The 15,925-nt window shown below is 61.1% G+C and carries 10 protein-coding genes; 2 read left to right on the forward strand and 8 right to left on the reverse strand.

Features of this window, described 5'->3' with window-relative positions; translation table 11 throughout:
- Positions 1–1,361: 1,361 nt before the first annotated feature.
- From ACZZZ4_RS11955 to prmA, 8 genes are all read right to left on the reverse strand, one after another.
- Positions 1,362–1,958: a MarC family protein gene (locus ACZZZ4_RS11955; RefSeq protein ID WP_016771870.1), complete on the reverse strand. Its 597-nt coding sequence runs from the start codon at positions 1,956–1,958 to the stop codon at positions 1,362–1,364.
- A 61-nt stretch (positions 1,959–2,019) separates the two neighbouring features.
- Positions 2,020–4,797, reverse strand: coding sequence for a hybrid sensor histidine kinase/response regulator (locus ACZZZ4_RS11960; RefSeq protein ID WP_310403789.1), 2,778 nt, complete (start codon positions 4,795–4,797; stop codon positions 2,020–2,022).
- Between the two features lie 98 nt (positions 4,798–4,895).
- Entirely contained in the window at positions 4,896–6,191 is a 1,296-nt protein-coding gene (gene purD / locus ACZZZ4_RS11965; RefSeq protein WP_463547885.1) for a phosphoribosylamine--glycine ligase, read from the reverse strand.
- A 168-nt stretch (positions 6,192–6,359) separates the two neighbouring features.
- Positions 6,360–7,967 (reverse strand): bifunctional phosphoribosylaminoimidazolecarboxamide formyltransferase/IMP cyclohydrolase, encoded by a 1,608-nt coding sequence (gene purH / locus ACZZZ4_RS11970; RefSeq protein WP_039757009.1) that lies wholly within the window; start codon positions 7,965–7,967, stop codon positions 6,360–6,362.
- Positions 7,968–8,050: 83 nt separating this feature from the next.
- Positions 8,051–8,371: a DNA-binding transcriptional regulator Fis gene (fis, locus tag ACZZZ4_RS11975; protein WP_002555375.1), complete on the reverse strand. Its 321-nt coding sequence runs from the start codon at positions 8,369–8,371 to the stop codon at positions 8,051–8,053.
- Complete coding sequence (gene dusB / locus ACZZZ4_RS11980) at positions 8,368–9,378, reverse strand: tRNA dihydrouridine synthase DusB (RefSeq protein WP_310403781.1); 1,011 nt, start codon at positions 9,376–9,378, stop codon at positions 8,368–8,370. The genes fis and dusB overlap by 4 nt, the downstream gene beginning before the upstream one ends.
- 185 nt (positions 9,379–9,563) lie before the next feature.
- Complete coding sequence (locus ACZZZ4_RS11985) at positions 9,564–10,835, reverse strand: DUF3426 domain-containing protein (protein ID WP_463547886.1); 1,272 nt, start codon at positions 10,833–10,835, stop codon at positions 9,564–9,566.
- Positions 10,836–10,865: 30 nt separating this feature from the next.
- Positions 10,866–11,744 (reverse strand): 50S ribosomal protein L11 methyltransferase, encoded by an 879-nt coding sequence (gene prmA, locus ACZZZ4_RS11990; RefSeq protein WP_039757012.1) that lies wholly within the window; start codon positions 11,742–11,744, stop codon positions 10,866–10,868.
- Between the two features lie 194 nt (positions 11,745–11,938).
- Here prmA and ACZZZ4_RS11995 point away from each other — a divergent pair, with 194 nt between their 5' ends.
- Positions 11,939–14,488, forward strand: coding sequence for a hypothetical protein (locus tag ACZZZ4_RS11995; RefSeq protein WP_463547887.1), 2,550 nt, complete (start codon positions 11,939–11,941; stop codon positions 14,486–14,488).
- Entirely contained in the window at positions 14,485–15,897 is a 1,413-nt protein-coding gene (locus ACZZZ4_RS12000) for a hypothetical protein (RefSeq protein WP_463547888.1), read from the forward strand. Before ACZZZ4_RS11995 ends, ACZZZ4_RS12000 begins: the two co-directional genes overlap by 4 nt.
- Positions 15,898–15,925 lie beyond the last annotated feature (28 nt).

Genomic DNA, 15,925 nt, shown 5'->3' on the forward strand with positions numbered 1-15,925 from the left:
AACTGGTTGTCCGAGATAGACAGGGATGTGCTGCAGTTCGTCGGCCTCAGCCAGCGCTGGCTGCAACAACATCCCGACTGGCTGGCCGCACTGCCGGCGCTGGCCAGGCAATACAACAGCGCAGCATTTGCGATCATCGGCTTGCGCGCCCAGGCAGGCCAGCCCTTTCTGGCCGCATGGTGCGTGGACGAAAAGCTGGTACTGGCGCAAACGCCTGGCAACCGTGAGCCGACGTTACTGGGCCTGACGCCGGACCGGCAAGCCGTCTGGCTGCTGGATTCCGATGCCGGAGCAATCTGGCGGCAAAAGCTAGTGTCATTCGAGGAAGCTCGCGCGGCGTTCGGCAACAGCAGCGTCGTGCAGCATCGCCAGGCCTTGCCACAGGCCGAACCGGTCTGGTCATCGTGGACATTCGGCGAAGTCCTGCCGCAGGGCGATGGCCTGCTCGGGCGCACCCGCGAAGGCGTGACGCTGCAACTGCAGGATCAACAACCGGCACGAATTATCGGCACGGAAAATCGCTGGTCCTATCGCCTCGGCGAAACGCCCGCACAATTGTGCGAGCGTTTGAAGCAACTGCTGGACGGACAATCTCATGCCGCCTTCCTGCCCGTCGAAAATACGGGCAATCGTTACCAGTATTACGTGCCGACGCTGAATCAGCTGTTTGATGTGACTGCCCGGGAGGATGGCCAGTGGGCGACGTTCCTCGGTACGCGCGATACCGATAATCCGCTATTGCTCGACTCGATCGACGAGCTGGTTTTCAGTGCCGGAACGACCGACAGCGTCTGGTTGCCGGGCAGCCATGCCCGCCGTGATGCTCAGGTCATGACGCTGCAAGTGAGCGATGACCTCACCGAAGTCCTGCCGCTGCTGGTTGACGGCGTGGACACATTGATCCTGAGCTTTGGTTCGCACACGGAGGGCTATCGGATTTCGGCCGATAGCTGGCCGCGTCTTGATTGTGTTGTTGTCGATGTGCGGCGTCCGTCCGCCAGCGAAGCGTCGGAGCCAGGCTTGCTCGCGCTCGACGTGGGGGACTGTGGGCATTGGTTGATGTCGCGGGTTGCTGACGAGCTGTTGCTTGCCGATCCGGACAATGGTCGCAGTCTGATCGTGCGCAACGCCCAAGCGCAGAGCGCATGCGAGTTGGCGCTCCGCGTGTCGGGTCGCCTGTATCTGTTCGCGCTGGAGCAATGGTTGCTGGCGTTTGAGGCTGCGCAGGACAGCGACGCCACCGCTACGCTGGCGGCCGTGACTGAACAGTTGCCTTGACGGGTTGAGCCTGCACGATAAAACGCCGCGAACGTTGCCGTTCGCGGCGTTTTATCGTGTCCTGTGCGTAAAACTGCGGGCGCTCAAGGCACCAGATAACCTTTGACGCCGGTAAAGATGATCTGCGCCGCCAGCGCGCAAACAAACAATCCCATCAAGCGGCTGACAATCTGCAAACCCTGATCGCCGAGAATCCGCTCGATGCGATTCGACAGGTACAGCACCACACCGACAGTGAAACTGGCCAGCGCGATACTCATGATCGCGGTGAGCTTGTCGTCCCAGTGCGGCTGGCTGACGCCCATCACCAGCAATGCACCGATGGTGCCCGGGCCGACCGTCAGCGGAATGGTCAGCGGCACGATGGTCACGTCCTGCTGCACATTGTCGGCCTGCACCGCCGGTTTGCCCTGCGCCATGCCCAGTGCAGAAATGAACAGCACGCTGCCGGCGCCAATGCGGAAAGCATCCACGGTGATGCCGAAGACATCGAAAATCACTCGCCCGAACAAATACAGCAGAACGCTGGAAATCAAGGTCGCAAGCGCCACCTTCCAGGCCAGGCGCCGCTGCTCCTTGCGCGAATAGCCGCGGGTCAGGCTGATAAAACAGGACAACACGAAGAACGGGCTGTAGAGCACCAGCATCTTCAGATAAACGCTGAACAACACATGGAGCATGATGCAAGCTCACTGGCGATGGAGTCGGGGGAGTCTATCAGGCACCGGACAATCTGTCGGTTTACGACGGCTGGGTCGTGGCCCGGTTCTGCTGATCGCGCTGGGCGACCCAGTGTTCGATCAACTCGCGCAACTGCGACAGCTCGACCGGTTTGGACATGTGCCCGTCCATCCCCGCCTGACGCGCGCGCTCTTTGTGTTCAGCGAGAATATGCGCGGTCAACGCCACGACCGGCGTGCGGATGCGTTGGTTGCTGACTTCCCACGCGCGTAGTTGCTGCGTCGCGGAGAAGCCATCAAGGACCGGCATCTCACAGTCCATCAGTACCAGATCGTAACGCTGGGCCTTCATCGCTTGCAGCGCTTCTTCGCCATTGCTCGCGGTGTCCGGCTGCAGGTTGAGCTTGCCGAGCATGCCGCGAATCACTTTGGTCGAGATGGTGTTGTCTTCGGCGACGAGGATGCGGAAGTCGCTCGGCACTTTGGCTGCCGTAGCCGCCGTGAGCACTTGCGGCTGGTACACCACCTGGCCCTTGTTGCGCTGATTGAGTTCGTCGGCGAGGGTGGTCTTGAGCGTATAGCCGGCCACCGGTTTGGCCAGAATCCGTTTGATCCCCGAGTTGCGCGCAATGATCTTGCTCGGCGCGTTGCTGATGCCGGTGAGCATGATCAGCAGGATGTCGTGGTTCAGGCTCGGGTCTTCCTTGATCTTCGCTGCCAGTTGCATGCCGGTCATGCCGGGCATGTTCTGGTCGAGCAGGACCACGTCGAAGTAATCGCGCAGGTGCGCCTTGGTGCGCAGCAGTGCCAACGCTTCCTTGCCCGACGGCACGGCGCTGACATTCAGGCCCCAGGCGCTGCACTGCTGCACCAGCACTTTGCGGCAGGTGTCGTTATCGTCGACCACCAGCACCCGTGCACCTTGCAGCGGGCTGTCCAGATCGGACGTCGGATGCTCGAGGCGATCCGGGTCCAGCGGCAAAGTCAGCCACAGCGTGCTGCCCTGAGTGGCGCCGCTCTTGATGCCGAACTCGCCTTGCATCAGACGAATCAGTTGTCGCGCAATCACCAGGCCGAGATTGCCGCCGAGGCGATTGGCCGAAAGGAAATGTTTGCTGTGCAGTTCAGCGTGCAGCAATGCTTCACGCTCTTCCTGCTCCATCGGCGCGCCGCTGTCCTGCACGGCGATACGCAGGCGCGGTTTGCTGCTGCGCTCATCGAGGGCAACGACGATCAACACTTCGCCTTCCTCGGTTTTCTTCAGGGCGTTTTCCAACAGGCTCAGCAAGGTCTGGCGCAGGCGTGTCGGATCGCCGCTGATCACCCGTGGCACTTGCGGCTGGATGAAACTGATCAGCTCGACGTTCTGTTGCTCGGCCTTGGCCCGGTAGATGCTCAGGCAATCGTCGATCAGCGCGTTGAGGTCGAACTGCACGTCGTCGAGTTCGATCTGCCCGGATTCGAGCTTGGATATGTCGAGGATCTCGTTGATCAGTGTCAGCAGTTCGTTGCCGGCGCTGTGGATGGTCTGCACGTAATCGCGCTGCTTGACCGACAGCGGCGTGCCCAGCAGCAGCTCGGTCATGCCCAGAACACCGTTCATCGGCGTGCGGATTTCGTGGCTGATCTTGGCGAGGAATTCGGCTTTGGCGTTGATTTCGGCGTTGCTGGCCGCCAGGTCGCGGCTGATGCTGAAGCGGCTTTCGGTGATGCTGCGCTGTCGCTCACCCAAGGCAATGCTCATCAACAGGCCGCTGATGCAGATGAACACCATCAGCGTCATGATCAGGCCTTGCGGCGTGACCAGCGTCAACCCCAGCAGCGCCGGGAGGATGACCAGCGTGCCGATGTTGAACACGACCATGGCGGCTACGAACAGACGCGCCGGGCGATAACCTTTTTGCCAGTGATAGAAGCCCACCAGCAACATGCTCAGGCCGGCCAGTGCGACCAGTGCGTAGGTGATGATGTTCAGCGGCAACGTGTTGACGAACAGCAGCAACAGGCTGCACGTGACGATCAACAGAATGTCGCCCCACAGCAGTTTGTTCAGCGGGTGCTGGCCCAGAGGCGCGAAGAAGCGCAGGGCATACATCAACCCGGCGGGAGCCGTCAGCAACAGGGCCAGATAAGCCCCTGGCGTCTGGAACGCATGCCAGTTCGGCAGCCACGGACCGGCAAGGTTGAGCAACAGGAACAGACTCAGCCCGAGCAGGCCTTCACAGATTGCCAGCCACAGACTGCTGCGCGAGCGCGAGTAGGCGTAGCGCACCAGATTATGCAGCAGGAGCATGGCGAGGCAGCCGAACAGCAGGCCGAAAATCAGCGTCTGCTTCTGATCGGCCGCGCCTTCGAGCGCTGCCTGCAGGGTGATGTGCGGGCGCAACTGATGGTCGGAGACCATGCGCACGTAGACATCGAGGGGCTTGTCGGCCTGGGGCAGCGGCAGCATGAAATCGCTGCTCGGCAACGGTCGCTCGGCCTGGGGCCGCTCGTTGCCGGTATTGCGTTGCTCGATCAGCCGGTCGCCGTCGAGCACGTAGAGATTGAGCTGTGACAAGTCAGGGGCAAAGATGCGCAGCACTTGCTCGTGCTTGCCCGGCGCCAGTTTGAAGCGCAGCCACAGGGCGCCCTCGGGTTCGGCCGCAGTCAGACGGTCAAGCTCGGTGGGGCTGAATTGATTGGTGTAGCGAGCGGAGCGGATGTCGCTCAGTTGCAGGATGCCCTGATCGTCAAGCAATACCGACCAGCCACTGCCTTGCGCGGCCTGGGCCGGGAGCATGCAGAGCAAGGTCATCAGCGTGACGGTGAAGCTTATGGCAATCCTGAGCCAGCGCACGGCGAAATCCCTTCGTAGGTTGATGCCAGAATATAACGATGCGCGACGACCGAACAGCCCGGCGAGGAATGGCATCCCGCGCCGGGCCTGATGATCGCTTACTCCTGGGTTTCGCCGCGTTCACGGGCAATGGCGCGGTAGCCAATGTCCTTGCGGTAGAAGCAGCCTTCCCAATCGATGGCAGCGGCCAGTTTGTAGGCTTGATGCTGCGCTTCACCGACGGTGGCGCCCATGGCCGTGGCACAGAGTACTCGGCCGCCCGCAGTAACGACCTGACCGTCCTTCAATGCGGTACCGGCGTGGAAGACTTTGCCTTCCAGACCCGCCGCTGCATCGAGACCATTGATCGCCGCGCCTTTAGCGTAGTCGCCCGGGTAGCCGCCAGCGGCCAGCACAATGCCGACGCTCGGACGCGGATCCCACTGCGCTTCAACCTTGTCCAGCGCTTGCGCCAATGCGGCTTCAACCAGCAGCACCAGGCTCGATTGCAGACGCAGCATCACCGGTTGGGTTTCCGGATCGCCGAAGCGGCAGTTGAACTCGATGACTTTCGGGTTGCCGGCCTTGTCGATCATCAGACCGGCATAAAGGAAACCAGTGTAGACGTTGCCTTCCTCGGCCATGCCGCGCACGGTCGGCCAGATCACCTGGTCCATCACGCGCTGATGCACGTCGGCGGTGACTACCGGGGCAGGGGAGTAGGCACCCATACCGCCGGTGTTCGGGCCGCTGTCGCCGTCACCGACGCGTTTGTGATCCTGGCTGGTGGCCATCGGCAACACGTTCTTGCCGTCGACCATGACGATGAACGAGGCTTCTTCGCCGTCGAGGAACTCCTCGATCACCACGCGCGAACCGGCGTCGCCAAACGAGTTGCCGGCGAGCATGTCGCGCACGGCGTCTTCGGCTTCGGTCAGGGTCATGGCGACGATCACGCCTTTGCCGGCAGCGAGGCCATCGGCCTTGATCACAATCGGCGCGCCTTTTTCACGCAGATAAGCCAGGGCCGGCTCGATCTCGGTGAAGTTCTGGTAATCGGCGGTCGGAATCTTGTGACGGGCGAGGAAGTCCTTGGTGAAAGCCTTCGAACCTTCCAATTGCGCAGCACCGGCAGTCGGACCGAAGCAGTCCAGACCACGAGAGCGGAACAGATCAACGACGCCAGCCACCAGCGGCACTTCCGGTCCGACGATGGTCAGAGACACGTTCTTTTCAGCGAAATCGGCCAGTTGCTCCAGCGCCAACACATCGATGGCGACGTTTTCGCACTTGGCTTCAATGGCGGTGCCAGCGTTGCCCGGTGCAACGAAAACCTTCTGCACACGCGGATCCTGAGCCACTTTCCAGGCCAGAGCGTGTTCACGGCCACCGCTGCCAATGATCAAAACATTCAAAGAGAGACTCCTTCGGAGAAAGCTGCAAGCTACAAGCTGCAAGTAAGAGCGACTGCGTGGCGCTCAATTACAGCTTACGGCTTTGAATTAATAAGGCTGCACCTGCAAGAAGGAGCGACACCTGTCTGCTCTTTCTTGCAGCTTGCAGCTTGAAGCTTGCGACTGCTTTTAGTGACGGAAGTGGCGCATGCCGGTGAATACCATCGCGATGCCCGCTTCATCAGCAGCAGCAATCACTTCGTTGTCACGCATCGAACCGCCTGGCTGGATCACCGCCGTGATGCCGACCTTGGCCGCATTGTCCAGACCGTCGCGGAACGGGAAAAAGGCATCGGAAGCCATGACCGAACCGGCGACCTGCAAACCGGCGTGCTCAGCCTTGATCGCGGCGATGCGTGCCGAGTTGACGCGGCTCATCTGGCCGGCGCCGACACCGATGGTCTGGCGGTTCTTGGCGTAGACGATGGCGTTGGATTTGACGTATTTGGCGACTTTCCAGGCGAAGATCAGGTCGTGGATTTCCTGTTCGGTCGGTGCGCGTTTGGTCACTACTTTCAGGTCATCGGCGCTGATCATGCCGATATCGCGGCTCTGCACCAGCAGGCCACCGTTGACGCGCTTGTAGTCCCAGGCAGCCGCGCGGTCAGCCGACCACTCGCCGCAGGCCAGCAGGCGTACGTTGGCTTTGGCGGCAACGATGGCGCGGGCTTCTGCGCTGACGCTTGGGGCGATGATTACTTCAACGAACTGACGCTCGACGATCGCCTTGGCGGTTTCGGCGTCCAGTTCACGGTTGAAAGCGATGATGCCGCCGAACGCCGACTCAGTGTCGGTGGCGTAGGCCAGTTCGTAGGCCTGACGGATGCCGCCCTCAGCGTCCGGGCTGACCGCTACGCCGCAAGGGTTGGCGTGCTTGACGATCACGCAGGCTGGCTTGACGAAGCTCTTCACGCATTCCAGCGCAGCGTCGGTGTCGGCGACGTTGTTGTACGACAGCTCTTTGCCTTGCAACTGGGTCGCGGTGGCGATGCCGACTTCGGCAGGCTTGGCTTCCACGTAGAACGCCGCGCTCTGGTGCGGGTTCTCGCCGTAGCGCATTTCCTGAGCCTTGATGAACTGGCTGTTGAACGTACGCGGGAATTCGCTGCGACCTTCAGTGCTCAAAGTTTCAGCGGCCTGGTTCACGGTGCCCATGTAGTTGGCGATCATGCCGTCGTAGGCCGCGGTGTGCTCGAAGGCCTTGAGCATCAGGTCGAAACGCTGAGCATAGGTCAGGCCGCCGGCCTTGAGATTTTCCAGGACGTTGGCGTAATCGCTGGCATTTACCACGATGGCTACGTCTTTGTGGTTTTTCGCTGCCGAACGGACCATGGTCGGACCGCCGATGTCGATGTTCTCGATGGCGGTCGGCAGGTCGCAGCCTGGCTTGTTGATGGTCGCTTCGAACGGGTACAGGTTGACCGCCACCAGATCGATCGGCTTGATGCCGTGCTCGTTCATGATCGCATCGTCAGTACCGCGACGACCGAGGATGCCACCGTGGATTTTCGGGTGCAGGGTTTTTACCCGACCGTCCATCATCTCGGCGAAACCGGTGTAATCCGCGACTTCCACTGCGGCAACGCCGTTATCGCGCAGCAGCTTGAACGTTCCGCCGGTGGAGAGGATCTCGACGCCCAGAGCTTCGAGCTCCTTGGCGAATTCGAGGATCCCGGTCTTGTCGGAAACGCTGATCAAGGCGCGGCGGATCGGCAGGCGGGTAGTCTGATCGGTCATCTCAATTTCCATCAAAAGCAAAGGAAGTCAGCAAAAAAGGCGACCGTTTTTTACGCGGGCGCCTTTCTGGTTTGATTGAATGCTTACAGCAGATCGTACTGCTTGAGTTTCTTGCGCAGCGTGCCGCGGTTCAGTCCGAGCAGCTCACTGGCCTTGGTCTGGTTGCCCTTGACGTAGTTCATCACGCTTTCGAGCAGGGGCGCCTCGACTTCGGACAGCACCAGGTTGTACACATCCGTGACGGACGCGCCCTCAAGGTGGGCGAAATAATTGTGCAGCGCCTTCTCGACACTCCCGCGAAGGGTCTGGCCTTCTTCGCTCGGCGTGTTGAGGTGCTGTTTCAAATTCACGTTGTCGCTCACGGGTGTTGTTCCACTCACTAAAGTCTCGGTCATCATCGTCATGCGGCCACCCCTTCTTCGTCCCCTGTCAGGCTCTTGTAACGCTCGGCGAAGAACTCCCGAACGTCGGCGCATTGTGTTTCCGTACCATCCAAACGATTGAAACGGGCGCGAAACTCCCTGGCGCCCGGCAAGGTTGCGAGATACCAGCCCACATGCTTGCGGGCAATGCGCACGCCCATCACGTCACCATAGAAGGCGTGAAGGGCAGCCAGATGCTCCAGCAGGATGCGTTCCACTTCGCTCAGTTCCGGCGCCGGCAATTTCTCGCCGGTGCGCAGGAAGTGTTCGATCTCGCGAAAAATCCATGGCCGCCCTTGAGCGGCACGGCCTATCAGCAGGCCATCGGCACCGGTCGCGTCAAGCACGTATCGGGCCTTTTCCGGCGAATCGATATCGCCATTGGCAAACACCGGGATCGACACCGCCTGCTTGATCGCGGCAATCGTGTCGTACTCGGCTTCGCCTGTGTACAGATCGGCGCGCGTACGGCCATGCACGGCCAGCGCTGCGATCCCGGCCTGTTCGGCGATCTTCGCCACGGTCAGGCCGTTCTTGTTCTCGCGATCCCAGCCGGTGCGGATCTTCAGGGTGACCGGCACATCAACCGCGGCCACCACGGCCTGCAGGATCTCGGTCACCAGTGCTTCGTCTTTCAGCAACGCGGAGCCGGCGGCCTTGTTGCAGACCTTCTTCGCCGGACAGCCCATGTTGATGTCGATAATCTGCGCGCCCAGTTCGACGTTGGCCCGTGCCGCATCGGCTAGCATCTGCGCATCGCCACCGGCAATCTGCACCGAGCGGGGCTCGGGATCGCCTTCGTGGATCATGCGCATGCGCGACTTGCGGGTATTCCACAGGCTCATGTCGCTGGTGACCATTTCCGAGACTACAAGCCCTGCGCCCAGACGCTTGCACAGCTGACGAAAGGGCTGGTCGGTGACGCCCGCCATCGGGGCGAGAATCAAACCGTTCTGCAATGTATATGGGCCGATGCGTACCGCCGACATAGGACTTCCCTGAAGTGGGGCCGGATCATGAGAGTTCGAAAAAGGGTGGGCATGATACCCGCTCTCGATGACTGGTTAAAGGCTGAATTGAACAAAATCTGAACAGTTATTCTGTTATCGCCAACGGTTTGGTTGGCTCCGATCCAGTCAGAAAAATGCCGTCAATCGGGAAACGCTGAAGCGGTTCATTCCGGCGAATGGAAGTTCAGGCTGTAGTTCACCGCTTTCGGCCCCGGATCGAGAATATCCAGGGCGATGTGGATCGGCGTCTGCGGCGGCATTTCCGCCAGGCCTTCAAGATCGCCGCTCAGGTACTCGCCGGGTTTGAAGCGACGACTGGCGATCAGGTGACCGTTGAGGTCGGCAAAGCGCAGTTCGAGCAAGGGGAACGGCTGGGAAAACGTCGCGCGGTTGTAAATGATCGCATCGACCACCAGCGCCCCGCTGAACTCGGGATGGCTGCGCACCACCAAATTGCTGCTCTTGATCTTGCCGATGTCGACTTTGGACGGCACGGTGCAGCCGATCTGCGGGCAGACCTGCTGGAACCATGGGCGGTATTGATCCTGCCGCGCCAGTTCCTCGAAGTGATAGGCAACGTACTGAGCGGCAAGAGCGCCGGCGGCCAACACCACCAGCGCCAGCCAGAGCAGGCGCCGGCCCCAAGGGGAACGGCGTTGCTGCCAGTCCAGTTGCAGCGGATCGTCGGTCAGATCCTGCAGCACCTCGGCGCGCACGCCGGGCTCAGCCCGTTCACGCTTTTTGCGCGGCGAGGTGATCAACGGCAGATCGTCGTCATCGCTGTCGTCGCTGGCCGACAGGCGCTCACGGCGGGCGTTGGGATCGATCGGATCGTGCAGGCGCAGTTGCGGGATCGGCGGCTCGTCGTCCAGATCCACCGGCTCCAGCGACAGCGAAGGTTCGGTGCGCTCGGGTTCGAGGGTTTCGATGTGCTCGATATCTGGCTCGATATCTGGCTCGACATCAGGCGCTACGCTGCGCTCATCGGCAGGCTCGCTGAACAGGCTGTCGGGCCAAGTGCCTTCGTCGGGTTCCGGGCTATCGCGCCGGGCGCTCAAGGAATCTTCGCGGGCACGCCCGAACTCGGCGACCGGCTGGATTTCGCGTTGTTCGAGGCGGGCGAGTTCTTCGTCCAGATCGAGGCTGTCCAGATCCAGTTCCGACGCGCTCCATTGCTTCTGGCTGATGGCGCGCGGTGCAGGAATTTGTTCGACGACCGCAGAATCGCTGACAGGCGCGGGCGCTTCAGGCAGCGGCGGCGCGAGTGGCGTCACCGCGTCCTTGCCGGCATGTTGCTCGAGCAGCTGCTTGGCAGCATTGAACACTTGCAGGCAGGAGCCGCAACGAACCACCCCGCGCGCCACGCTCAACTGGGCATGGTTGACGCGGAAACTGGTCTGGCAATGCGGGCACTGGGTGACGAAACTGTCGGTCATGCGGCGATCCGGTTCAGGCAAGCGGTCATTTTAGCGCCGACGCCCGGTGATGCGCACCCAGCCATCGCGATTGGCGATCGGGTCGAGCTCGAAGTCCTGCGCATAAGCCGCAGCGACTTCTTCGCCCTGCTCGGCGAGAATGCCCGACAGCGCCAGGCGCCCGCCGCTCTTGACCAGACTGGACAGCTGCGGCGCCAGAGACACCAGCGGACCGGCGAGAATGTTGGCGACCAGCACGTCGGCCGGAACCTGCGGCAGATCTTCCGGCAGATACAGCGGGAACAGCTCATCGGCAATGTTGTTGCGCCCGGCGTTGTCGCGCGAGGCTTCAAGTGCTTGCACGTCGATGTCGGTGCCCACGGCTTCCTTGGCGCCGAGCAGCAGCGCGGCAATCGCCAGAATCCCCGAGCCGCAGCCGAAATCCAGCACGTGGCAGTCTTTCAGATCCTGGCCGTCGAGCCATTCCAGGCACAGCGCGGTGGTCGGGTGCGTGCCGGTGCCGAACGCCAGGCCCGGATCCAGCAGCAGATTGACCGCGTCAGGCTCAGGCGCTGCATGCCAGCTCGGTACGATCCACAGGCGCTGGCCAAAACGCATCGGCTCGAAACCGTCCATCCAGCTGCGTTCCCAGTCCTGGTCCTCGATGACTTCGCTGTGGTGCTCGGGCAGCGGGCCGCCGGTCAGCAGTTCCAGATGGGCCAGGACCGGCTCCGGTTCAGTGCCGCCTTCGAACAGGGCCAGCAAGTGGGTGTGCGACCACAGTGGCGTGGTGTTGAGTTCTGGCTCGAAGATCGGCTGATCTTCAGCGTCCATGAAAGTCACCGACACGGCACCGACTTCGAGGAATGCGTCCTCGTAGGTTTCGGCTTGTTCCGGGGTGATGGCGAGACGGACTTGCAGCCAAGGCATGGCGGGCACCTTTGAAAATCTGTGGGGCAGCCCGAAGCTGCAAAAGCGCGCAGTTTACGCCAGGTCGCCGGCAAAGTGGACACGCCGCTTTGCTGTTACACAATCACCGGGGCGATATACATATGTATTGCCTGAGTGCGGTTGCCGGCAAATAGAGTGAAAGCTCATTTATACGCAATAACGGGCTGGACGACATGGCGGGTGAACAAGGGATTGTAGAAGAAAAACGAGCGCAAGCCGCTGCGTCCACAGGAACGGCCCAGGAGATTCTGCTGCGGATCACGCGTTGGCAGGTGCTGATCGACAAGCGTCTGAGCAGCCAGATGACCTTACTGGCGGCCATGGAAAACTTTGCGTTGACCGAGCTGCGCGATCACTACCCGCACGGCAATATCGATCCGGGGTTCGTGCTGGCTTTGCTTGATGCGATCCTGCAGAAAATCATCGACGGCAAATCGCTGATGTACCTGGCGATCCGTAACGCTCCGTACCGCTGGCCGGGCGCTGCTGATCGGGCTTTGCCGGCCGGCCGCCGTCAAGCGGTCATCCAGGCCGTAGATAGCGTTTCGGAACATTTCCTTGATCATTACAAAAATTATCTGCGAACACACTGGCAAACCAAGGGACAGGAGACTGCGTTCGATCAGTTGGTCTTGCGCAAGTTGCGGCGCTACATCAACGACATCGATGCGCTGTTCCACCCAGACCGTCTCGCGGGGCTGACGCCGGATCGATTACGCAGGCAGATCGAAAAGGTTCAGGAACGAGGCGCTCGCCGCTATCGGTTGACCGCGCTGGCAACGGGCGCGGAAAAGAAAAGGCTGGAAGCGCAGTCATACGCGCAATTGCCACATTGGTTGCGGGTGCTGAATGAACCCGGGTTAGCCAGGTTGCGCAGTTATCAAGAGCAGACGTCGCAGGCCCAGGCAGCGCTCGATGATCTGCTGGAAGGCTACGGCTCGTTGCGCGCCTATGCCCGGCAACAGGCGATTGACTACATCCGGCTCAAGCTCGACATGGAGGTCGAACCGGACCGGATCAACGTTCGCCTGAAATGGCGTTCAGCGGTTGGCGAGCCGACGCAGAACCGCAGTCTGAGCGAATTGCTCGCGGCGGGACCGATCGGCGCGGATTTCGCCGTCGTGCTGGAAGTGACCGGCGGCCCTTCGCGACGCAATCAGCCGCTGGAGCCGGCATTCATCGCCGACATGCTGGCCGGCCAGGATTACCCGGTCGGATACCTCAGAGCCCTCGCCGGGCAATATGCGCGCGAAGAAGTGCAAAAAGCCTCGATCGACTGGTTCATCGCACGGCTCAAGCAAAGCGCGTTCATTGCGCGTTGTGCAGGGCATATGGCAGTGGAAGAGCATGACCGTCTCGAACCGATGTGGGCGGGGAAGGCCATGGACGCGTCCTTGCGCGTCGCCGCGCTGGCGCTACCCAACGGCATGCAGTGTGCCGACTTTCTGGTGTTTTATCGGGAAGACACTCCATCAACGGTGAGCGACCTGCTGCTGTACGCACCAAACAAGCCGGACGGTCAAGAGTGGATCCGCCTGCCTTCGCTGGCGGCACTGACTGGAGAGGTCTGGGGCTGGACGCAGAGCGAGTCCGGTCGCGAATACCTTGTGCAGCAGCGTTCCCCGACTGCCCATCGTCAAGCCCGTAAGTATCTTGTTGCCGTGGCGGCCGATCCTGGCCTTTGGGGAATGAAAAGTGATATCCGGCGTGCGTCCATGCCGTTCGCCGAATGCGTCGAAGCGGCGGTGCAGATGGGTCTGGCGAAAAATTTGCAACAGGTCGAAGAGGACAACTCACTGCGCTGGTACTCAACGCTGCCCCTGGATGCGCGCCGACGTCTCAGCAGCCTGAATCAGGAGCTGGTTGTCCATCAGCAGGTCTTCAACGAGTGGCTCGGCGGTTTCGAAGTCTTTATCGACTTCGCCAGACGCACGGTTGCCGCCGAGATCGCGCCTTATATGCGCAGCAAACAGGTACTGGAACCGGTCGACCCGGCCACCGTATTGATCGATTACAACGCCGGCCTCGCTGATCGCAGGCAGCAGTCGGTGGCCAGCCTGCTCGATCTGGCGATCTACGGCTATGACGACAACGCCGGCATTGATCATCCGAAAAAAGGTGTGCGCTCCTCCGTTGGCCAGGATTTGAGCCGGGTGCGCAGCGCCGATCTGGCCTTGTATCTGCGCCGGGCCTGGTTGGGTGAAAAGTACGCCAGCGAGATCCGCAGCAAATATCTCGACGCCCGCGATGACGCTTACGAGCCGCGTCGGTTCGCCTGGCGCAACGTGCTGCTGTCGAAGATGGATCGTGATTTGCGCGTCGCCAGAAGTCAGGCGCGGTTAAGCGACGCGGTCTATTTTGCGCTGGTCCGTCAGGTCTCGTTGTTGAGTCAGCCGCCAGCGCCGGGTACGCATTTGCCGGGCGCCAGCGTGGTCAGCAGTGACGGTGTTTTCAGCTTTACCGTACGCAGCCACGTGGTGCTCGGGGTTTACGTTTTCACCTGTTTCTATCCCGAACCGTCCTGGTGGCTGTACACCCCAGATGCTCCCGATGATCTCGTGTTGCGTGCGTATCAGTCACTGTATGGCGACATTGCCGGATCGTTGCATGACTATTTGCTGGCGCGCACGCCGGTTGCTGCGCGCGCCACGGTGTCGCGTTCGCTGTATGCGATAGCGGCAAAAAACAACGCGTCGATACGCTGTTCGAAGCGCAACGAGTGAGCGATGCTCGCAGCGAATTCAATGCTTATATCGAGCGCACCGTCACCGATGTGGAAGACATCACCACCAGTCGCGCAGAAATGATCGAGCGACAAGTGGTCAAAGGCCTGATGTTCGGTGCCGCGCCGTTCTGCATGGTGTTTCCGCCCTTCGCCTTGCTGCTGGACGTCGTGTTCGTTGCCGTCAGCGCCGGTCAAGCCGTCGCGGCGCATCTGGAAGGCGATGTCGAGGGCGCGCTCGGGCATTGGCTTGAGGCGTCGTGGGGCGCGCTGTTTGCCTCGGTTGGCGCTGGCAGTACGGTCAAATTGCTTGGGCGTACGGTCAGAAACCTGAAGTACACGACACGGCCGGCCTCATTGCTCAGCGAGCGCTTGAACACCGTGGCTCCGCTTCGCAAGGAAGCGTTGCCGGCGGTTCGCGAGGTGCGTTTTCATGCCAGGCAGGCCGTCAGCAACAAGCCGGGTAATTTGCAGCGGGTCACTGAAGAAGGTGTTTTTTATGGCACATGGCGCAGTCCGCCGAGTGCTGTCCAGCCGCAGCCGAGCTATTACATTCGCCACAGAGGCAGGTACTTCCAGGTCAGGGAAAACCCGCATTTCGGTGGCCTGAGCCTGGTCGATGCCCGGCGTCCCGCCGCCATTTATCGGCGCCCCATACGCCTGGCTGCGAGCGGCAAATGGACCCATGATCGAGTCGGGCTGCGCGGCGGCCATGATCAGGTGCGCAACCTTGGTCATGTAAGCAATCTGCGCGATGCATTTCCCGGTCGCGTCGAGCCAGCGCTGAGCCGTGGGGCGTTGCAGGGCGAAGCCGTGGTAGCGAAGTTCGTCGCCGGGTCTGTGGACAATTATCTGTTTTCGCTGAACGCGCAAACCTGCGTGATTGCCTCGATGTACAACCCGGCGACCAAGGTCGGCGCGGTCATCCATTTCGATCACAATATTCACTCTCTGATTGAGCGAACCGTCCAGGACGTAGTGGCGCGCCTGGGAGGCTCGGCCAAGGATATTCGTGCCACCCTGGTGGGCGGAGACTGGCTGACGGGGGCGGATATCGGCGGGGCGGTCAGAAGGGCATTGCGCCAGCAGGGGCTGCGGCCAAGCTGGGATTACTGGTCCTACTCTTCATGTCTGGGTAATAACTATGCGGTTTCGCTGAATCTGAACAGCGGTGTTTCGACTGTGTTCAAGACGTCCTCCAATCAGGTTGAGCGCCTGTATACGCCGGTTTTGCAGCGAGCGGGATATGCCACCGATCCGGTAGCGAAACGCGCGAAGCTGTTCATGCAGCGGTTTCGTCAAAAGCCGTTGCAACGAGATGCCTCTGGCGCTGTGGTCGATCAGGGCGGGCGCCTGGCCACTGCTGAATTGATTCAAGGGCAGGCTTTTTCGTTGGTGTCGCTGAGCTGATGGCGTTGTTCCAGGCATAAAAAAACCC

This window comes from Pseudomonas sp. AC252, assembly GCF_979258105.1.

Coding starts and splice junctions, on each gene's coding strand:
- ACZZZ4_RS11955 (WP_016771870.1), bottom strand. CDS start 1,958: ATGCTCCATGTGTTGTTCAGCGTTTATCTGAAGATGCTGGTGCTCTAC.
- purH (WP_039757009.1), bottom strand. CDS start 7,967: ATGACCGATCAGACTACCCGCCTGCCGATCCGCCGCGCCTTGATCAGC.
- fis (WP_002555375.1), bottom strand. CDS start 8,371: ATGACGATGATGACCGAGACTTTAGTGAGTGGAACAACACCCGTGAGC.
- dusB (WP_310403781.1), bottom strand. CDS start 9,378: ATGTCGGCGGTACGCATCGGCCCATATACATTGCAGAACGGTTTGATT.
- ACZZZ4_RS11985 (WP_463547886.1), bottom strand. CDS start 10,835: ATGACCGACAGTTTCGTCACCCAGTGCCCGCATTGCCAGACCAGTTTC.
- prmA (WP_039757012.1), bottom strand. CDS start 11,744: ATGCCTTGGCTGCAAGTCCGTCTCGCCATCACCCCGGAACAAGCCGAA.
- ACZZZ4_RS11995 (WP_463547887.1), top strand. CDS start 11,939: ATGGCGGGTGAACAAGGGATTGTAGAAGAAAAACGAGCGCAAGCCGCT.